At 66.7% G+C, this 19,477-nt stretch carries 13 protein-coding genes and 1 pseudogene; 9 read left to right on the top strand and 5 right to left on the bottom strand.

Annotation, left to right across the window (positions count from 1 at the left end; genetic code table 11):
- Nucleotides 1-35 precede the first annotated feature (35 nt).
- The 3 genes from polA (at nt 36) to rpsA (ending at nt 5,749) form a co-directional block, all read left to right on the top strand.
- Entirely contained in the window at nt 36-2,678 is a 2,643-nt protein-coding gene (gene polA, locus AC2JAJ_RS18475; RefSeq protein ID WP_486416770.1) for a DNA polymerase I, read from the top strand.
- A 75-nt stretch (nt 2,679-2,753) separates the two neighbouring features.
- Nucleotides 2,754-4,052, top strand: a complete 1,299-nt coding sequence (locus AC2JAJ_RS18470; protein WP_501053239.1) for a GNAT family N-acetyltransferase — start codon at nt 2,754-2,756, stop codon at nt 4,050-4,052.
- Nucleotides 4,053-4,273: 221 nt separating this feature from the next.
- A complete protein-coding gene (gene rpsA, locus AC2JAJ_RS18465) occupies nt 4,274-5,749 on the top strand; it encodes a 30S ribosomal protein S1 (protein WP_221385664.1) in 1,476 nt (491 codons plus the stop codon).
- A gap of 227 nt (nt 5,750-5,976) precedes the next feature.
- Here the strand turns inward: rpsA and AC2JAJ_RS18460 are convergent, their stop codons facing one another.
- Both AC2JAJ_RS18460 and AC2JAJ_RS18455 read right to left on the bottom strand, forming a co-directional pair.
- Nucleotides 5,977-6,474 (bottom strand): GNAT family N-acetyltransferase, encoded by a 498-nt coding sequence (locus AC2JAJ_RS18460; protein ID WP_501053238.1) that lies wholly within the window; start codon nt 6,472-6,474, stop codon nt 5,977-5,979.
- Nucleotides 6,437-7,147: an IMPACT family protein gene (locus AC2JAJ_RS18455; protein WP_486414932.1), complete on the bottom strand. Its 711-nt coding sequence runs from the start codon at nt 7,145-7,147 to the stop codon at nt 6,437-6,439. The genes AC2JAJ_RS18460 and AC2JAJ_RS18455 overlap by 38 nt, the downstream gene beginning before the upstream one ends.
- A 121-nt stretch (nt 7,148-7,268) precedes the next feature.
- Between AC2JAJ_RS18455 and AC2JAJ_RS18450 the strand changes: the two genes are divergently transcribed.
- The 5 genes from AC2JAJ_RS18450 (at nt 7,269) to AC2JAJ_RS18430 (ending at nt 14,061) form a co-directional block, all read left to right on the top strand.
- The gene (locus AC2JAJ_RS18450; RefSeq protein ID WP_486414933.1) at nt 7,269-7,946 is read left to right on the top strand and encodes an SRPBCC family protein; all 678 of its coding nucleotides are present in this window, start codon (nt 7,269-7,271) and stop codon (nt 7,944-7,946) included.
- Nucleotides 7,947-7,967: 21 nt separating this feature from the next.
- Complete coding sequence (gene coaE, locus AC2JAJ_RS18445) at nt 7,968-9,182, top strand: dephospho-CoA kinase (protein WP_486414934.1); 1,215 nt, start codon at nt 7,968-7,970, stop codon at nt 9,180-9,182.
- A 79-nt stretch (nt 9,183-9,261) separates the two neighbouring features.
- Entirely contained in the window at nt 9,262-11,376 is a 2,115-nt protein-coding gene (gene uvrB, locus AC2JAJ_RS18440; RefSeq protein WP_221385659.1) for an excinuclease ABC subunit UvrB, read from the top strand.
- Nucleotides 11,377-11,563: 187 nt separating this feature from the next.
- A complete protein-coding gene (locus tag AC2JAJ_RS18435; RefSeq protein ID WP_473697322.1) occupies nt 11,564-12,592 on the top strand; it encodes a TerC family protein in 1,029 nt (342 codons plus the stop codon).
- 107 nt (nt 12,593-12,699) lie between these two features.
- Complete coding sequence (locus AC2JAJ_RS18430) at nt 12,700-14,061, top strand: MFS transporter (RefSeq protein ID WP_501053237.1); 1,362 nt, start codon at nt 12,700-12,702, stop codon at nt 14,059-14,061.
- Here AC2JAJ_RS18430 and AC2JAJ_RS18425 read toward each other — a convergent pair.
- The 3 genes from AC2JAJ_RS18425 to AC2JAJ_RS18415 all read right to left on the bottom strand — a co-directional run bounded on the left by AC2JAJ_RS18425 (nt 14,047) and on the right by AC2JAJ_RS18415 (nt 18,459).
- Complete coding sequence (locus AC2JAJ_RS18425) at nt 14,047-15,321, bottom strand: alpha/beta fold hydrolase (protein WP_486414935.1); 1,275 nt, start codon at nt 15,319-15,321, stop codon at nt 14,047-14,049. The genes AC2JAJ_RS18430 and AC2JAJ_RS18425 overlap by 15 nt on opposite strands.
- Nucleotides 15,322-15,388: 67 nt before the next feature.
- A complete protein-coding gene (locus tag AC2JAJ_RS18420; RefSeq protein ID WP_486414936.1) occupies nt 15,389-15,889 on the bottom strand; it encodes a GNAT family N-acetyltransferase in 501 nt (166 codons plus the stop codon).
- A 26-nt stretch (nt 15,890-15,915) separates the two neighbouring features.
- Nucleotides 15,916-18,459 carry a DEAD/DEAH box helicase gene (locus AC2JAJ_RS18415; RefSeq protein ID WP_486414937.1) on the bottom strand — a complete coding sequence of 848 codons (2,544 nt, stop codon included), beginning with the start codon at nt 18,457-18,459 and terminating at the stop codon, nt 15,916-15,918.
- Nucleotides 18,460-18,554: 95 nt separating this feature from the next.
- Between AC2JAJ_RS18415 and AC2JAJ_RS18410 the strand changes: the two are divergent.
- Nucleotides 18,555-19,335 (top strand): annotated as a pseudogene (locus tag AC2JAJ_RS18410) (trans-aconitate 2-methyltransferase).
- Nucleotides 19,336-19,477 lie beyond the last annotated feature (142 nt).

Here is a 19,477-nt window from a genome sequence, read left to right as displayed (position 1 = left end):
ACCAGCCCCGCCTGCTGGTGCTGGACGGCCACTCCATGGCGTTCCGTGCCTTCTTCGCCCTCCCGGCGGACAAGTTCTCCACCTCCAACGGCCAGCACACCAACGCCATCCACGGCTTCACGTCCATGCTGATCAACCTCATCAAGGAACAGCAGCCCACGCACATCGCGGTCGCCTTCGATGTCTCGGACGAATCAACCCACCGGAAGACGGAGTACAGCGAATACAAGGGTGGCCGGAACGAAACCCCGCGCGAGATGAGCGGGCAGATCGACCTCATCGCCCAGGTGATGGAGGCCTGGGGCATCAAGACCATCAAGATGCCCGGATACGAGGCCGATGACATCCTCGCCACGCTCGCCACCATGGGCGAGAAGGCAGGGTTCGAGGTCCTCCTTGTCTCCGGCGACCGGGACGCCTTCCAGCTCGTCACGGACAACGTCTTCGTGCTCTACCCGAAGAAGGGCGTCAGCGACATCCCCCGGATGGACGCCGCGGCCATTGAAGCAAAGTACTTCGTCAGCCCCGACCGTTACTCCGACCTCGCTGCGCTTGTCGGGGAAACCGCGGACAACCTGCCCGGTGTCCCTGGCGTCGGACCCAAGACCGCCGCCAAGTGGATCAACCTCTACGGCGGGCTTGAAGGCGTCCTGGAACACCTGGACTCCATCGGCGGAAAGGTGGGCGATGCCCTCCGCGAGAACATCGAGAACGTCAAGCGCAACCGCCGCCTGAACCAGCTCCACACCGACCTCGAGCTCCCCGTGACCCTGGATGACCTCTACCAGCCCCGCCCGGACCAGGCAGCCCTGGAGGACCTGTTCGACCAGCTCGAATTCAAAACCATCCGCAGCCGCCTGTTCGCCCTCTACGGCGACGCCGACACCCCCGCCGCGGAACGGGAGAGCATCGACGCACCCCCGTACAGCACGCCGTCGAACGCCGCGGAACTTACCGCGTTCCTGGCCGCCGGGGCGGGGCAGCGCTCCGCCCTCGCCGTCGACCTCGTGCCTGGGCGCATCGGCGAGGACGCTGCCGCCCTGGCCATCGTCCGCGGCGATGCCGGGGTTTACCTCGACCTTGCCGCCCTTGACGCCGATACCGACAACGTACTGGCGGGCTGGCTGCGCGATCCCGAGGCGCCCAAGGTGCTGCACGGGTTCAAGGCCGCGCTGAAGGCACTGACGGCACGCGGCCTGGAACTGGAAGGCGTGGTGGACGACACCTCCATCTCCGGGTACCTCATCCAGCCGGACCGCCGCACCTACGAACTGGCCGAACTGGCCCAGCACCACCTCAACGTGGGCATCCCGACCGCCACCGCCAAGGCCGGCCAGCTGGAACTTTCGTTCGACGGGGACGACGCCGCGGCCGCAGACGCACTCGTCCAGGCTGCCGCCGTCGTGCAGGCCCTCAGCCGGTACTTCGAGGATGAACTGAAGGAACGCAAGGCGGAGGAACTCCTGTCCACCCTGGAACTGCCCGTCAGCCGTGTTCTGGCGGACATGGAACTCGCCGGCATCGCCATCGACATGGACCGCATGGACGAACAGCTTGCCGACCTCGCCAGGGTCATCGACCAGGCCCAGGAGCAGGCTTTCGCCGCGATCGGCCACGAGGTCAACCTTGGTTCGCCGAAGCAGCTGCAGACCGTCCTGTTCGATGAACTGCAGCTTCCCAAGACCAAGAAGATCAAGTCCGGCTACACCACCGACGCCGCGTCGCTGAAGAACCTCCTGGAGAAGACCGGGCACGAATTCCTGGTGCAGCTCATGGCACACCGCGAAGCCGCGAAACTGCGCCAGATGCTTGAATCGCTGAAGAAGTCCGTGGCGGAGGACGGCCGCATCCACACCACCTACGCCCAGAACGTGGCAGCCACCGGCCGGATCTCGTCCAACAACCCCAACCTGCAGAACATCCCCATCCGCAGCGAGGAAGGCCGCCGGGTCCGCGGAATCTTCGTGGTCAGCGACGGCTACGAATGCCTGCTGTCCGCCGACTACTCGCAGATCGAGATGCGCATCATGGCGCACCTCTCCGGCGACCAGGGCCTGATCCAGGCCTACAAGGACGGCGAGGACCTGCACCGTTTCGTCGGCTCGAACATCTTCCACGTCCCCACCGACCAGGTCACCAGTGCCATGCGCTCCAAGGTCAAGGCGATGTCCTATGGCCTTGCCTACGGACTGACTTCCTTCGGGCTGTCCAAGCAGCTGGAAATTTCCGTGGACGAGGCCCGCACCCTCATGAAGGACTACTTCGACCGTTTCGGCGCCGTGCGGGACTACCTGCGCGGAGTGGTGGACCAGGCCCGGGTGGACGGATACACGGCCACCATCGAAGGCCGCCGCCGCTACCTGCCGGACCTCACCAGCACGGACCGCCAGTTGCGCGAGAATGCCGAGCGGATCGCCCTCAACAGCCCCATCCAGGGCTCTGCCGCGGACATCATCAAGCGCGCCATGCTCGGTGTCCACGCCGAACTGCAGGCGCAGGGGCTGAAGTCGCGGATGCTGCTGCAGGTCCACGACGAACTGGTCCTGGAAGTGGCCACGGGGGAGCGGGCCGCCGTGGAGAAGCTGGTCACCGAGCAAATGGCCGGCGCTGCGGACCTGAGCGTGCCGCTGGAAGTCCAGATCGGCGTCGGACCCAGCTGGTACGACGCCGGCCACTAGGCCGGAGGGCGTCCAAGCCAGCCCCGGACGCGTTTTTGCTGGTCAGGCGCCGGATTCGTTACTAGGCTCGGACAAATGGGTGATCTGAGCGGAAACTACGAAATCCGGCGCTTTCCCGCCGTGTCCAAAGACAAGGACGGTTACGCGGAGGCCGAAACCTGGGCCCGGGCCGTGGGCTTCGGTTTCCATGAAGCAACCCGCACACCCGACCATGTGGAGCGGTCCCTCGCCACCTACGAGGCGGACGGCCGGATCTTCACCGGCGCGTACCAGACCGGACCTGTGGCGGCATCGTCCCTGCCGGCCGACGTACCCGTCGCCACCTTCGGCACCATGCGGAAGAGCCTGAACATCGGCTTCGGCCGGATGATTGAGGCCCAGCTGGTCACTGCGGTGACGGTCCGCACGTCCCACCGCAGGCGCGGCCTGCTCCGCCGCATGATGACCGAAGACCTCCAGCTCGCGAAGGAGGACGGCATCGCCGTGGCGGCGCTCACCGCATCCGAAGGAAGCATCTACGGGCGCTTCGGCTACGGCGTGGCCAGCCTTGAGCGCTCCGTCAAGGTAGACACCACGGCGCGCTTTAACCTGCAGCACCAGGCCATCGGCACTGTCGAGGTGGCGGACCCGAAAGTCCTGCTCGAGGTGGCGCCCGCAGTCTTCGGCCGGGTCCACCGCCACACGCCCGGGTCCGTTGACCGGCAGGAATGGTACCGGCAGCTGGCGTCGGGGTCGCTCGCCCGGGACGGGAAGGAAGATCCCGCCGTCAAGGTGGCACTGCACTATGGCCCGGATGGCGGAATCGACGGCTACGTTTCCTACAAGTTCCTCGGCTGGGACACCGACCCGGCCACCATCGAGGTGGTGGACCTCGTCGCCGGAACGGACCACGCGTACCTGGAGCTCTGGCAGTACCTGGCCGCCATCGACCTCGTGGAGCGCGTCACCTGGAACGAGGCGCCCGTGGACGATCCCCTCGGTTGGGCGCTCACGGACGCCCGCTGCATCGAAGCGTCGGACAGCCGCGACATGCTCTGGCTCCGGATCCTCGACGCCCCCGGGGCTCTCGCTGCCCGGCACTATCCGGCAGATGGCCGGCTGGTCCTTGATGTCCGGGACCCGCTCGGCCTCACGCCAGGGACGTTTGCGCTGGACGTCCAGGGCGGGCAGGCCGCCGTCGAACGCGTTGCCGACGGCACGGCGGCGGACCTGGTACTGGACGTCTCCGCCCTCTCCTCCATCTACCTGGGCGGCGTCTGTCCCGTGACCCTGAAGGCGGCCGGCACGATCAGCGAGGCAAGGCCCGGGGCTGCCCTCAACGCCCGGCAGATGTTCGCGGTGGAGCGGGCGACGCACTGCCTCACCCACTTCTAGGCGACGGGCTCAGCACCGCTTTTGACCCGTGTTGGCGGCTGCGACTAGAATAAACGGGCGTGTACCACGTGCACGTTCTGCAGTATCTGTAACAGCAATCCACAAAATCAGGATGACCCGGCGGATCCGTTCGGATTCACCGTACATCGCGCCTGCGTTCCATGACGCGGGCGCGCCGGTTTGCCTGACCGACTAACTATCCACAACGGAGCCCCTACTACATGACCATCACCTCCACCGAGAAGCCCGGTACCCCGCAGGTCGCCATCAACGACATCGGTACCGCTGAGGACTTCCTCGCAGCAGTCGACGCGACCATCAAGTACTTCAACGACGGAGACCTCGTCGAAGGTACCGTCGTCAAGGTCGACCGCGATGAAGTCCTGCTCGACATCGGTTACAAGACCGAAGGTGTCATCCCCTCCCGCGAGCTTTCCATCAAGCACGACGTTGATCCCGGAGACGTTGTCTCCGTTGGCGATCAGGTCGAAGCCCTGGTGCTCACCAAGGAAGACAAAGAAGGCCGCCTGATCCTCTCCAAGAAGCGCGCTCAGTACGAGCGTGCCTGGGGCGACATCGAGAAGGTCAAGGAAGAAGACGGTGTTGTCACCGGTACCGTCATCGAGGTCGTCAAGGGTGGTCTTATCCTCGACATCGGCCTGCGCGGCTTCCTGCCCGCATCCCTGGTCGAGATGCGCCGCGTGCGCGACCTGGCTCCGTACATCGGCCAGCAGATCGAAGCCAAGATCATCGAACTGGACAAGAACCGCAACAACGTTGTGCTGTCCCGCCGTGCATGGCTCGAGCAGACCCAGTCCGAGGTCCGCTCCACCTTCCTCAACAAGCTGGAAAAGGGCCAGGTCCGTCCCGGCGTTGTTTCCTCCATCGTCAACTTCGGTGCCTTCGTGGACCTGGGCGGCGTAGACGGCCTGGTTCACGTTTCCGAGCTGTCCTGGAAGCACATCGACCACCCGTCCGAGGTTGTCGAGGTTGGCCAGGAAGTCACCGTCGAGGTCCTCGAGGTCGACCTGGACCGCGAGCGCGTCTCCCTGTCGCTCAAGGCTACGCAGGAAGACCCGTGGCAGACCTTCGCCCGCACCCACGCCCTCGGCCAGGTTGTTCCGGGTAAGGTCACCAAGCTCGTTCCGTTCGGTGCGTTCGTCCGCGTCGAAGACGGCATCGAAGGCCTGGTCCACATCTCCGAGCTCGCCGTGCGCCACGTTGAGCTGGCTGAGCAGGTTGTCTCCGTTGGCGACGAACTGTTCGTCAAGGTCATCGACATCGACCTCGAGCGCCGCCGCATCTCGCTGTCCCTCAAGCAGGCCAACGAGGGTGTCGACGCCGACAGCACCGAATTCGATCCCGCCCTGTACGGCATGGCCGCAGAGTACGACGAAGAGGGCAACTACAAGTACCCCGAGGGCTTCGACCCCGAGTCCAACGAATGGCTCGAGGGCTACGAAGCACAGCGCGCCGCATGGGAGCAGCAGTACGCTGACGCCCAGGCACGTTGGGAAGCACACAAGAAGCAGGTTGCCCAGCACGCTGCCGACGACGCCGCTGCGGCGACGTCCGGTGAGGGCGACTCCGGCACCACCAGCTACTCCTCCGAGCCTGCTGCCACCGACACCGGTGCCGGCACCCTGGCTTCGGACGAGGCACTTGCTGCTCTCCGCGAGAAGCTGACCGGCAACTAATTGCCACCGGCCCGGATCTTCCGGGTTCAACACCAGACCCCCTGCCTGACCGGCAGGGGGTCTGGTGCTTTAACAGGGGTCTTCCCAGCGACGAAAATGCGTAACTCATGCGGGTCGCGGGCCAACGGGTGCCGCGGATTCCCGGGCCCGGCGGCTTTCAGGCAGCGCAAAAGTCACGCTTTCCGGTTTCCCGGGTTGGAGCTCGAGTGGGTTAAGGCCCGGCGGTGCTAGAGCTCGACGACGGCGAGGACCGTTCCGTCATCGTCCGGCGTAAGTACAGCCCCGGCTGCCGCCAGAAGCCGCTGGGCACTGGTATTCGCCGCGAGGGTACGGGCGGTGACCCGCTGCATTCCGGCGCGGCGGGCCTCTGCCAGGAGCAGGCCCAGGGCCGCGCCACCGATGCCGCGGGAGCGGAAGCTGCGGCCAAGCCAGATGCCGGTCTCCGCAGTGTGCGTGCCGGAGGCATCGCGCTTGAGCCGGACGAAGCCGGCCACGCCCCCGTCACTGAGCACGGCCCACGACTTTTCGCCGGCCGGGCCGTCGAGTCCCCCGGCAGCGGCCCGGTGGTAGCCGAAGAACCAAGCGGTCCGCTCCGGGTTCCAGCCGGGGCCGCCGAGCGGGGGAGCCACCTCGTCAGGGGAGGCGTCACGCTTGGCCAGCTCGAGCAGCTGCTCCGCGGTGGCGTCGTCAACGTCCACCAGGGACACCCTGGACGAGGGGCTCATCTATCCACTCCGTTCCTTCGGGCGTCAGCGAGGCACTCCCGGCGGTGAGCACCTGGACGCGTTCGGCGGCAGCCGCAATGGCGCCGGCTTCATCCGCCACGGCGACACGCAGGACAGTGCCCTGGGCCCCATAGCTTGTCGGTGCCATGGTGAAACCGGCGGCACGCAGGTCGTTTTCCAGCCGTCCCGCCGCGGCGTGCGGCACGTCCACGGCGCAGACGCGCAGCCTGCTGCGGCGCACCAGGGGCGCCAGTGACAGCGCGGAGGACACGGATTCGGAGTACGCCCGGACCAGCCCGCCGGCGCCGAGCAGGATGCCGCCGAAGTAACGCACGACGACTGCACTGACATCGCTGAGGTCGGCCACCCCGGGCGCCGTTTCCCTTTTGGCCAGGGCCTCCAGCATGGGGATCCCGGCGGTTCCGGAGGGTTCGCCGTCATCGCTGGAGCGCTGGATGCCCCGGTCCGGGCCGATGATGAACGCCGAGCAGTGGTGCCGGGCGTCATGGAACTCGCGGCGGAGGCCTGCCACGAGGTCCCGGGCCTGGTCCTCGGTGGCTGCCCGGCGAAGGACCGTGATGAACCTGGACCGTTTGATCTCGAGTTCGTGGCGGAAATCCGGACCGGCGGCCAGCGTCGTATAGGCCGTGGCCCTGCTCTCCTGTTCGTGCACCCGGCCCAGTCTAGTGCGGGCGTACCGACTCTTTTGGCTTCGGAATCCGGCGCAGCGTCCGCACTGGCACCAGGGCTTAGGTCCCATGACAGGGAAGGGACGCTGTCCGGAGAATTGATTCATGTCGTCGTCACTGGATGGAAATCGGCTTCCCGGGCCCGTGGTGGTCGCTGCCCTGGCGGCGGCGGGTTTCTTCTTCCGGCGGTTCTCCTTGCGGTGGGGTGCCTCCGATGCCGAATTTAACGGTCCCCTGCCAGGGGATGACTTCCTGCCCGCCGCGGACCTGCAGGCAACACGCGCAATCTCCATCAATGCCCCGGCGTCGGCGGTCTGGCCCTGGCTGGCCCAGATGGGTCAGCGCCGCGGCGGGCTGTACAGCTACGACTTCCTGGAAAACCTCGCCGGCCTGGACATCCACAGCGCGGACCGTATCCACCCCGAGTGGCAGGACCTTAAGGCGGGCGACCGTTTCCACCTGGCACCGGCTGCGTCCGCAGACCTGGAAGTGGGTTTGGTGGACCAAGGCAGGGCGCTGGTCCTGCGCGTGCCACCCGATTCGCCTCCCGGGCCGTTCGACTTCTCATGGGCGTTCGTCCTGCAGCCGCAGGCCGACGGCAGCGCCCGGCTGCTGGTACGGGAGCGGTATGCCTACCGTCGGTGGTGGACAGCGTGGATGGTTGAAGCCGTGGAGGTGGCAAGCTTCATCATGTCCCGGCGGATGCTCCAGGGAATCAGAAGCCGTGCCGAGCACACCGCGTTAGCGCATGAGGGGGGCCAAGGGGCCACCGGTGACCCTTGAGGCGTGCCCTAGGGTGGGAGGGTGCTGAAGATTGGGTTGACGGGCGGCATCGCGTCCGGGAAATCGCTGGTGGCTGCGCGCCTGCAGGAGCGCGGCGCGGTCCTGGTGGATGCGGATGCGCTGGCGAGGGAAGTGGTGGAGCCGGGGACCGAAGGCCTGGCCCGAGTGGCGGAGGAGTTTGGCAAGGAGATGCTCGACGGCGGCGGGCGGCTTGACCGCGCGCGGCTCGGCGAGGCGGTGTTCGGCAACCCGGAGCGGCTCGCGGCGCTGAACGCCATCATCCATCCGCTGGTGCGTGCCCGCGCCGCTGCCATCACAGAAGCCGCGCCCGACGATGCGGTGGTGGTCCAGGACATCCCCCTGCTGGTTGAGACAGGGCAGGGGAGCGCCTTCCACCTGGTCCTGGTGGTCGATGCCCCGGACGAGGTGCGGCTGCAGCGCATGCAGGAACTGCGCGGCATGACCGGGGATGCCGCGCGCGCCCGGATGGCTGCGCAGGCCGCCCGCGATGTCCGGCTGGCCGCCGCCGACGTCATCCTGGACAACTCGGGCAGCGTGGAGCACCTGCTGGGCCAGGTGGACAGGCTCTGGGATGACAGGCTGGTGCCCTTCGCCCGCAACCTGGCTGCGGGCCGCCGCGCACCACGGGACGCCGGCCCGGTCCAGCAGCCACACCGGGAGGAGTGGGCGGGGCAGGCGGCCAGGATCGCGGCACGGATCATGGCCGCGGCCCCAGGGCTCGTCCTTGCGGTGGACCATATTGGCTCCACCTCCGTGCCCGGGCTGGCAGCCAAGGACGTGATCGACCTCCAGGTGGCCGTGCCGGACCTCGAAACCGCCACCCGCATCACGCCGCTCCTGGCCGCGGCCGGTTTTCCGGCTGTCCCGGGCGTGGAAGCTGATACTCCGAAACCGGGCGAGCCGGACCCTGGCCAATGGCAGAAACGGTTCCACGCCAACGCCGACCCGGGACGCCCGGTGAACCTCCACGTCCGCGTTGCCGGCTCGCCCGGGTGGCGCTACGCCCTGATGTTCCGGGACTGGCTGCGGAACGAGCCCACTGCCCGCAGTGACTACCAGGCGCACAAAGCGGCCCTCGCGGAACGTTTTGCCGGCCGGGCCGGAACCGGGGCCTACGCTGAAGCCAAGGAACCCTGGTTCACCGAGGCCGCCTGGCCCCGGATGTGTGCCTGGGCCGAGGCAACCGGGTGGGCCCCGCCGTCGTACGCGTCCTGAACCTGCGGCGCACCTGCTGCATGTTCGCCCGTAACGGACTGGACCGTCCAGTGTCGGCGCCCGGTTGTAGATTAGATTCATGAGCCTTGCGCAGGAAATCAACCGTGTTGTAGCGCCCTTCGAAGTCATCAGCGAGTTCAAACCTGCGGGAGACCAGCCTGCCGCCATCGCGGAGCTGACGGAGCGGATCAACAACGGCGAGAAGGACGTGGTCCTGCTTGGCGCCACGGGTACCGGTAAGAGCGCCACCACCGCCTGGCTCATTGAACAGGTGCAGCGACCCACCCTGGTGATGGTGCAGAACAAGACCCTCGCGGCCCAGCTCGCCAATGAGTTCCGCGAACTGCTGCCCAACAACGCGGTGGAGTACTTCGTTTCCTACTACGACTACTACCAGCCCGAAGCCTACGTGGCGCAGACGGACACCTTCATCGAGAAGGATTCCTCCATCAACGAGGAAGTGGAACGGCTCCGCCACTCCGCCACCAACGCGCTGCTGACCCGCCGCGATGTGATCGTGGTGGCCACCGTGTCCTGCATCTACGGCCTGGGCACGCCTGAGGAATACATTTCCGGCATGGTTACCCTCCGCCGTGGCGCCGAGATGAACCGGGACGACCTCCTCCGCAAGTTCGTCTCCATGCAGTACTCCCGCAACGACATGGACTTCCACCGGGGAACGTTCCGGGTCCGCGGCGACACCGTGGAGATCATTCCCATGTACGAGGAACTGGCCATTCGGATCGAGTTCTTCGGCGACGAGATCGAGAGCATCCACACGCTCCACCCGCTCACCGGCGAGGTCATCCGCGACGAGGAAGAGATGTACGTCTTCCCGGCTTCCCACTATGTGGCCGGTCCGGAACGGATGGCGCGGGCCATCAAGCGGATTGAGGATGAACTGGCGGACCGGCTCAAGGTGCTGGAAAGCCAGAACAAGCTCGTCGAAGCCCAGCGGCTGCGGATGCGCACCACGTACGACCTCGAAATGATGCAGCAGATGGGTTTCTGCAACGGCATCGAGAACTACTCAGCGCACATCGACGGCCGCGGGCCCGGTACCGCGCCGCACTGCCTGCTCGACTACTTCCCGGACGACTTCCTGCTGGTGGTGGATGAGTCCCACGTGACCATTCCCCAGATCGGGGCCATGTACGAAGGAGACATGTCCCGCAAACGGAACCTGGTGGACTTCGGGTTCCGGTTGCCGTCCGCCATGGACAACCGGCCGCTGAAGTGGGACGAGTTCCTGGAACGCGTGGGCCAGACCGTCTACCTCTCCGCCACCCCGGGCAAGTATGAGCTGGGCAAAGCGGACGGCTTCGTCCAGCAGATCATCCGCCCCACCGGCCTGGTGGATCCCGAGGTGGTGGTCAAGCCCACGAAGGGGCAGATCGATGACCTCCTGGGCGAAATCAAGACCCGGGTGGAGAAGGATGAGCGCGTCCTGGTGACCACGCTGACCAAGCGCATGGCGGAGGACCTCACCGACTACCTGCTGGGCCACGGTGTGAAAGTCGAATACCTGCACTCCGACGTCGATACCCTGCGGCGCGTGGAGCTCCTGCGTGAACTGCGTTTGGGATCGTTCGACGTCCTGGTGGGCATCAACCTCCTCCGTGAGGGCCTCGACCTTCCAGAGGTGTCCCTGGTCAGCATCCTGGACGCGGACAAGGAAGGCTTCCTGCGCTCCTCCACCTCGCTGATCCAGACCATCGGCCGTGCCGCCCGCAACGTGTCCGGCGAGGTGCACATGTACGCGGACCGCATCACCGACTCCATGGCCAACGCCATTGATGAGACCAACCGCCGCCGCGCCATCCAGGTGGCCTACAACAAGGAACATGGCGTGGACCCGCAGCCGCTGCGGAAGAAGATCGCCGACATCACCGACCAGCTGGCCAAGGAAGACGCCGATACGGATGCGCTGCTGGGCAGCTTCGATTACGGCAAGGGCAAGCGTGGCATCACGGGGGCCAACAAAGCCGGGGCCAAGAAGGGCGCGGCGAAGGTCCGTTCGGATGGCCTGGCGGCCGCGCCGGCCGAAGATCTGGTGGGCCTGATCGAACAACTCACCGAGCAGATGCACGGCGCCGCGGCCGAGCTCCAGTTCGAGGTGGCGGCGCGCATCCGTGACGAGGTCAGCGAACTGAAGAAGGAACTGCGCCAGATGCAGGCGGCGGGCCACGCCTAGGGCGCGGGGCGGCTGCCGCCTGGGGTACAGTTAAAGGCACGTAGGGGAGTATCCCAAGCGCTACGATCGTCAACACGCAGGGCACAGCTGCCCCGCCGGGCGTAGCGGGCCGCCACATCAGCACCAAGTGCACAGGCAGGCCGGAGAGACTTACACCGCTTCTGTGTACCCTGCGAAAGGCTTACCTGTGCTCGATTTGCCCGTATGGTTCGAGGTCGGCTCATTTGTCGTCCTCGGCCTGATCCTTCTGACCGATCTCCTCCTGGTGGTCCGGCGCCCGCACGAACCCTCCATGAAGGAAGCCGGCCTGTGGGTGGCGTTCTACGTCTCCCTGGCCCTGGTGTTCGCCGGCGCAATGTTCGCTTTCACCGGCCCGGAGTTCGGCGGCCAGTTCGTGGCAGGCTGGGTGACCGAATACAGCCTCAGCATCGACAACCTGTTCGTCTTCATCATCATCATGGCCAGGTTCTCCGTACCCCGGAAATACCAGCAGGAAGTACTGATGGTGGGCATCATCATCGCGCTGGTCCTGCGCGGCATCTTCATCCTGCTCGGCGCCATGGTCATTGAACAGTTCAGCTGGGTCTTCTACATCTTCGGCGCCTTCCTGCTGTGGACCGCCTGGAAGCAGGCCCAGGACGAAGGCGAAGAGGAAGAGGACCGGGAGAACCCGCTGATCGCCAGGATCCGCAAGGTCATCCCCATGTCGGAGAAGTTCGACGGCGGAAAGCTCCGCACCACGGTAAACGGCAAGAAGGTGTTCACCCCGATGGTGATCGTCTTCATCACCATCGGCCTCACGGACCTGCTCTTCGCGGTGGACTCGATTCCCGCCATCTTCGGCCTCACCCAAAGCCCGTTCATCGTCTTCACCGCCAACCTGTTCGCCCTGATGGGCCTGCGCCAGCTGTACTTCCTGCTGGGCGGCCTGATGAACCGGCTCATCTACCTGAAGCACGCGTTGTCCTTCATCCTCGCCTTCATCGGCGTCAAGCTGGTCCTGCACGCCATGCACGTTAACGAACTGCCGTTCATCAACGGCGGCAAGCACATCGAATGGGCGCCCGAGATTCCCACGTTCGTGTCCCTCGCGGTCATCGTTGGCACCATCATCATCGCCGTGATCGCGAGCCTGGTCAGCTCCAAGGCCCAGGTTGCGAAGATCGATCCCCGCCTCGAGGAAGACGCCCGGAAGAGCCACAGCGACGTGGACTGACGGCGCAGGCACCCCGTGCAGTCAAGGAAATCCCGGCCGCGCGCGGCCGGGATTTCCTGTTTAAAGACCCTCTTCTGGTGGTGGCCGGAGAGGACTACGCTCATCCCATGGCCCGCACACTTGCAAAGGAACAGGGCGTGCGCCAAGTGCAGCGGCGCACTGTGGTGCTCCTAGGCGCGGCCCAGGTGTTTGGCGGCATCGGAACGGGAGCAACCGTGTCGATCGGGTCCATCCTTGCCGTTGAGCTTTCCGGCTCAACGGCGTGGGCCGGTGCGGTAGCCACGGTGATGACGCTGGGAGCTGCCGCAGCCGCGTTGCCGTTGGCCGCACTTGCCGACCGCCGCGGTCGCCGCACCGGCCAGGTGGCAGGGCTCTCGGCCGCGCTGGCGGGGACCGTGCTCATGGTGCTCGCTGTGGTGTCCGGGCTCTTCATCCTGCTGCTCCTGGGCGCGGCAGGCATCGGCATCGGCACCGCCGCCAGCCTGCAGGCACGCTTTGCCGCCGTCGACCTCGCTGTTGCCGAGCATCGGGGCCGGGCACTGTCCGCCGTCGTCTGGGCGATGACCGTGGGCGCCGTGGCGGGCCCCAACCTGATCCAGCCCGGCGCTGCTGTGGGAACGGCCCTGGGACTGCCCCCTGTGGCGGGTCCGTTCGTCATTGCGGCGGCCGGACTTGTGGTGGCCACCGTGCTCCTGTTTGCCGGCCTTCGCCCGGACCCGCTCCTGCTGGCGCGCGAGCTCGCCGCCAGGGGTGCCGCGCCCCAGGGCGTCCAAGCGCCGGGAAGTCCAGCCGCCCTGAAAGGCGTCCCGGGCACGCCGGGGACCGCTGGGTCGCTGGTCCGCGGCCTGCACGCCATCAGGGATTCGCGGACCGCACTGCTGGCCGTGACTGCCGTGGTCGCAGCCCATGCCGTGATGGTCGGGGTGATGTCCATGACGCCGCTGCACCTGCAGCACCTGGTGGAAGGCCCCGGAGCTTCCCATGCCGCCCACTCCGCCGCCGGGGATGTCCTGGTCATCATCGGCTTCACCATCTCCCTGCATATCGCGGGGATGTTCGCCCTGTCCCCGGCCATGGGGTGGCTGACCGACAGGGCCGGCAAGATCGAGACAATCATGATCGGGTTCGCGGTACTGGTCCTTGCGGCAGCAGTCGCCGGGTTCGGGCAGGGCGCAACCCCCGCAGTGGCCGTCGGCCTGGTGCTGCTCGGCATGGGCTGGTCCGCTGCCACCATCTCGGGCTCCACCCTGCTGGCCGAAAGCGTGGGACAGGAAGCCCGGGTGGCCGTGCAGGGTGTGTCCGACATGCTGATGGGCGCGGCAGGGGCCATTGGCGGCGCCGTTTCCGGACTCGTCCTGGGGTGGATCGGTTACCTGGGCCTGAACCTGCTCGGCGGAACCATCGGCAGCGCCGTGCTGGCAGCGGCGTTCGTGACGCGAACGGCACGCCGCCGGTCAGCGGCTGCCTGACCTCGCCATTCCCAGCAGGCGGGCGAAAATCCGCTCGCCGTCGTCGGCGATGCCATCGTGGTGGAAGTCGGCGGTTTCCCAGACCTGCAGTCCGCGGACAGCCGAGGCCGTCTCCAGGGAAAGGTCCCGGTCAACGTAGATGTCGTCCGTGTAGACCGCTGCGGCCACCGGAACGCCGTTGGCTGCCAGCCGTTGCGGGTCATAGAGCGGCTTCCAGTCGTCCTTCGCAGCGAGGAGCCCGGCCGCTTCACGCAACGGCTGAAGGGCCGGGTCCTGCTCGAAGTACCACGGGTAGACCATCTCGCCGGTGAGCAGCAGGGGATCGGCGTCGGGGCGGAACTCCGGGTATTCCAGCAGTACGCGCCACGCGGACCAGCCGGTGGCCGCTCCCTGCCCGTAGATGGATTCATGCATCAGGGCGTAGAGGGGATTGGAGCGCCGCGAGACGACGCCCTGCAGCTGCTCCAGGAACGGGTCCGAAAGCCGGGGGCCGGTGGCGGTCTCCACGAAGGCATCCTCCAGGAGGTTGTGGAGGCTGTCCACCCGGGTGTTGCCGCCCAGGAAGGCCCCCACCATCTGGAACCGCTCCACGGTCAGGGGTGAGCCGTCGGGCAGGACCTCGGCGGTGGAGCGCACATGCTCGGCAATCCGTTCAACGGCTTTCCGGTCCTCCGGATACCAGCCGAAATACTCGGCATTCCGGGCGGCCACCCGCTGGAACGTGGCCCGGTAAACACGGTCCGGCGTGCCGGTGAGCGGCGCCAGGCCGCCGGTGATCAACGCCTCGCGGACGCCCTCCGGAGCGAAGGAAAGGTATGTCAGCGCGCAGAAGCCACCGTAGCTCTGGCCGTAGATGGTCCATGCCGGCGACCCGAGTGCCGCACGGATCAGCTCGGCGTCCGCCACGATCGAATCCGCCCGGAAGTGTTCCAGGTAGCCGGCCTGGTCGGCTGCGGATCCCCGCCGGGGGAGGGTGTTGCGGTCAACCGGCGTGGAAAGGCCGGTACCGCGCTGGTCCAGCATCAGGATGCGGAAGTCCTGCGCCGCGGCCTTGCTCCAGCCGCCCAGGGAACCCCACCTGTTCCCCCGGCCACCGGGTCCACCCTGCAGGAAGAGGAGCCAGGGCAGCCGCTCCGCGGCCTCCTCGCTGTGGTTCACGGAGACGTACTCGCGGGCGAAGACGGTAATGGTCTCCGCGGAACCGTCCCGGGGCGCCCAATGGTCCAGGGGAACGGTGAAGTAGTGTTCCACCGTCCGCATTCCCCGGAACTCGTGCCTTGCCCTGACCTCATGCCCTGCCGCGGGGAGGAGTGCGGGCAGCCCCGCCCTAGCCACGGGCAGCTGCGGTTACGGTGCCGCCAAACTGCTCCAGCGCGTCCCCTGTGAGGCGGAAGGTGGACCAGCCGTCCATGGGGCGCGCGCCAAGGCGGCGGTAGAAGTTGATGGATGGTTCGTTCCAGTCCAGGACACTCCACTCCACCCGTGCGTAGCCGTTGGCCACGGCGATTCCGGCGAGGTGCTGCAGCAGGGCCTTGCCGTGCCCCTCGCCGCGGGCCTCCGGGCTGACGTAGAGGTCCTCGAGGTAGATGCCGTGCACACCTTCCCACGTGGAGTAGTTCAGGAACCACAGCGCAAAGCCCTGGACTTCGCCTGCGGCGTTTTCCGCCATGGCCGCGAACACGCGCGGGTTGTCGCCGAACAGCACCTGTTCCAGCATCCCGGGGGTGTTCCGGACGGCGTCGGGTTCCTTTTCGTAATGGGCCAGTTCGTGGATCATCCGGAGGATGGCGGGGACGTCCTGCCGGGTTGCGGGGCGGATTACACTCATTGTCCGAGCTTACCGCCGGCGCCGGGTCAGAGCCGGTTCACGTCCGTCACCCGCACCACGGCGGTTCCGGTGGCGTCGGACTCCGCGAGGTCCACCTCCGCCGAGATGCCCCAGTCGTGGTTCGCGGCCGGGTCGTCGAAGATCTGCCGTACCTTCCAGGTGCCGCCTTCTTCGGTGATGATCAGCAGGCCCGGTCCGCGTGCATCCGGACCGGTTCCGATGTCGTCGTGCTCGTCGAAGTAGTCGTCCAGCACATCTTCCCAACGGTCCGCATCCCAGCCCGAGCCGCCGTCGAGCTCTCCCAGCGCCGTGGCGTCCTCGTCGGCGAACAATTCCACGCGGCGGAACATCTCGTTGCGCACCATCACCCGGAATGCCCGGATGTTGGAGGTGAGCGACGGCGGGGGAGGCGGCGGTGCGTCGTGCGGGGTGGGTGCCGCCCCGGAGGCCAGTTCCTCCCACTCGTCCAGGAGGCTGGAATCCACCTGGCGCACCAGCTCGCCGAGCCACGCTGTCAGGTCAGCGAGGTCCTCCCGGAGCATGTCCTGCGGCACGGTCTGCCGCAGGGCCTTGAAGGCGTCGGCGAGGTACCGCAGCACGATGCCCTCCGACCGCGCCAGCCCGTAGAACTGGACGAACTCGCCAAAGTTCATGGCCCGTTCGTACATGTCGCGGACCACCGACTTCGGGGCCAGCTCGAAGTCGCCCACCCACGGGGCAGCCTTCCGGTACACCTCGAACGCTTCACCCAGCATCTCCGCCAGCGGCTGCGGGTAGGTCACCTCGTCCAGCATGGCCATCCGCTGGTCGTAATCGATCCCGTCAGCCTTCATCGCGGCCACCGCTTCACCGCGTGCCTTCTTCTGCTGGGCGGAGAGGATCTGCCGCGGCTTTTCCAGCGTCGACTCGATCACGGACACTACGTCCAGGGCGTACGACGGCGACTCCGGGTCAAGGAGCTCCAGTGCGGCAAGTGCGAAGGGGGAGAGCGGCTGGTTCAGGGCGAAGTTCGGCTGCAGGTGGACGGTGAGCCGGACCGTGCGGCCGTCGGCACCCTGTTCGCCGGCCGGTATCCGCTCGATGACCTCCGCGGCCAGCAGCTCCCGGTAGATGCCCAGCGCCTTCTTCATCAGGCGGAGCTGCGAAGGGCGCGGCTCGTGGTTCTCGGTCAGCAGGCGGCGGGCGGCCGCGAACGGGTCGCCGGGGCGCTCCATCAGGTTCATCAGCATGGCGTGCGTCACGGTGAAGCTGGAGGTCAGCGGGTCCGGCACCGACTCCACCAGCCGCTTGAACGTCGGCTCGCCCCAGGACACGAAACCTTCCGGCGGCTTCTTCTTCACCACCTGGCGCAACTTCTTCTGGTCGTCGCCGAACTTGGCGGTGGCCTTGGCCATCGCCTTGACGTTCTCGATCACGTGCTCGGGCGCCTGTACCACTACGGTCCCGGCGGTGTCGTAGCCTGCACGTCCCGCCCGGCCGGCAATCTGGTGGAACTCCCGGGAGTTCAGCAGCCGGGTGCGTACGCCGTCGTACTTGCTCAACGCCGTGAGCAGCACCGTCCGGATGGGCACGTTGATGCCCACGCCCAGCGTGTCGGTGCCGCAGATGACCTTCAACAGGCCCGCCTGCGCCAGCTGCTCCACAAGCCGGCGGTACTTGGGCAGCATGCCTGCGTGGTGGACGCCGATCCCGTGCCGCACCAGCCTGTTGAGCGTCTTGCCGAAGCCGGCTGCAAACCGGAAGTTGGCAATCAGCTCGGCAATCCGGTCCTTTTCTTCCCGGGTGCACATGTTGATGCTCATCAGGTTCTGCGCGCGGTCGATCGCTTCGATCTGGCTGAAGTGCACCACGTAAACGGGCACCTGCCGGGTGGACAGCAGTTCCTCGAGCGTCTCGTGCACGGGAGTCTGGTGGTAGTAATAGTGCAGCGGAATGGGCCGCTCAGCGGAACTGACGGTGGTGGTGGGACGGCCAGTGAGCGCCGTGAGCCCCTCTTCGAACCGGGCCACGTCGCCCAGGGTGGCGGACATCAGCAGGAACTGTGCCTGGGGAAGCTCCAGCAGGGGGACCTGCCACGCCCAGCCGCGCTGTGGATCCGAGTAGAAATGGAACTCGTCCATGATGACCGCGCCAAGCTCCGCGGCGGACCCCTCGCGGAGGGCGATGTTCGCCAGGATTTCGGCGGTGCAGCAGATGATGGGTGCATCCTGGTTGACCCCGGAATCGCCCGTGATCATCCCGACGTTGTCCGCGCCGAAGATATCGCACAGGGCGAAGAACTTTTCCGATACCAGGGCTTTGATCGGGGCGGTGTAGTAGCTGCGGCGGCCCTGAGCCATGGCCTGGAAGTGCGCGGCGATGGCCACGAGCGATTTTCCCGACCCGGTGGGCGTGGCCAGGATGACGTTGGCGCCCGTTGCCAGCTCCATGATGGCCTCGTCCTGGGCCGGGTACAGTGACAGCCCCCGGCTTTCCGTCCACTCCAGGAACCGGGTGTAGAGGTCGTCGGGGTCGACGGCGGCGGGAACGTTCCGGGCGGGCAGATCAGTCAGCTGGTCAACGAGTTTCATTGCTTTCCAGCTTAGTGCCCCGGTGCCGGGCATTCCGGACCGGCCGGGTTAGGCTACGGCAGTACCTGGAAACCCGCCGGAATGTGGAGAAACTGATGAAATGGGACCCCGCAAAGTATGTGCAGTTCGGCGACTACCGGGACCGGCCCTTCTTCGACCTCACCGGCCGGATCGGTGCGCAGAAGCCGGGCCTGGTGGTTGACCTGGGCTGCGGGCCGGGCAACCTGACGGCAACGCTGGCCCGCCGCTGGCCCGGCGCCGAGGTGGTGGGACTGGATTCATCGGCCGATATGTTGGCAAGGGCGGCGGGGGTGGCGGAGGATATTCCGTCCCTGCGTTTCGAGCTTGCTGATATCGCCGGGTGGATGCCCTCGCCGGAGACGGATGTTGTGGTCAGCAACGCGGCGCTGCAGTGGGTTCCCCGCCATCAGGAGCTGATGCGGGCGTGGCTGGCCGCGCTTCGGCCCGGTGCGTGGTTCGCCCTGCAGGTTCCCGGCAACTTCAACGCCCCCTCGCATGCCCTGATGCGGCAGTTGGCGTCCTCGGACCGGTGGGCCGCGAAGCTGCGCGGTGTACTGCGGGGCGGGGAATCGGTGGGTGAGCCCGGCCGGGTACCTTGGGATCCTGCTCGACGCCGGGTTCGCGGCGGATGCGTGGGAGACCAGCTACCAGCAGGTCCTGCCGGGTCCGGACCCGGTGCTGGAATGGGTCCGGGGCACCGCACTGCGGCCCGTTTTGGCCGCTCTTCCGGCCGATGACGGCGCAGCGTTCGAAAGCGAGTATGCGGCCGCCCTCCGGGAGGCTTATCCATCCGGTCCGCATGGCACGGTCTTTCCCTTCCGCCGCATCTTCGCCGTGGGCCGGAAGAATCGCTGACGGCTCCCTCGGCTGCTTTTCCAACACAGTCACAGGCTGTGACAGCAGCGGAAAGTGATCTGGCTTACAATGACGCCAGAGCTTTAGGGTCGAGCAGCCGCCGGCCCTTCCGTCGGCTACTGCATATACGGGGGATATTTTG

The organism is Arthrobacter sp. MOO21 (assembly GCF_057369995.2).
The sequence above is the reverse complement of the archived record's forward strand: the minus strand, read 5'-3'. Positions and strand labels throughout refer to the sequence as shown.

Bases quoted from the DNA above. Each gene is read 5' to 3' on its own strand.
- AC2JAJ_RS18420 (WP_486414936.1), bottom strand. From the start codon at position 15,889: ATGAGTGTAATCCGCCCCGCAACCCGGCAGGACGTCCCCGCCATCCTC.
- AC2JAJ_RS18460 (WP_501053238.1), bottom strand. From the start codon at position 6,474: ATGAGCCCCTCGTCCAGGGTGTCCCTGGTGGACGTTGACGACGCCACC.
- uvrB (WP_221385659.1), top strand. From the start codon at position 9,262: ATGAGCCTTGCGCAGGAAATCAACCGTGTTGTAGCGCCCTTCGAAGTC.
- rpsA (WP_221385664.1), top strand. From the start codon at position 4,274: ATGACCATCACCTCCACCGAGAAGCCCGGTACCCCGCAGGTCGCCATC.
- AC2JAJ_RS18430 (WP_501053237.1), top strand. From the start codon at position 12,700: ATGGCCCGCACACTTGCAAAGGAACAGGGCGTGCGCCAAGTGCAGCGG.
- AC2JAJ_RS18470 (WP_501053239.1), top strand. From the start codon at position 2,754: ATGGGTGATCTGAGCGGAAACTACGAAATCCGGCGCTTTCCCGCCGTG.
- AC2JAJ_RS18415 (WP_486414937.1), bottom strand. From the start codon at position 18,459: ATGAAACTCGTTGACCAGCTGACTGATCTGCCCGCCCGGAACGTTCCC.
- polA (WP_486416770.1), top strand. From the start codon at position 36: ATGGCGTTCCGTGCCTTCTTCGCCCTCCCGGCGGACAAGTTCTCCACC.
- AC2JAJ_RS18450 (WP_486414933.1), top strand. From the start codon at position 7,269: ATGTCGTCGTCACTGGATGGAAATCGGCTTCCCGGGCCCGTGGTGGTC.
- AC2JAJ_RS18425 (WP_486414935.1), bottom strand. From the start codon at position 15,321: ATGCGGACGGTGGAACACTACTTCACCGTTCCCCTGGACCATTGGGCG.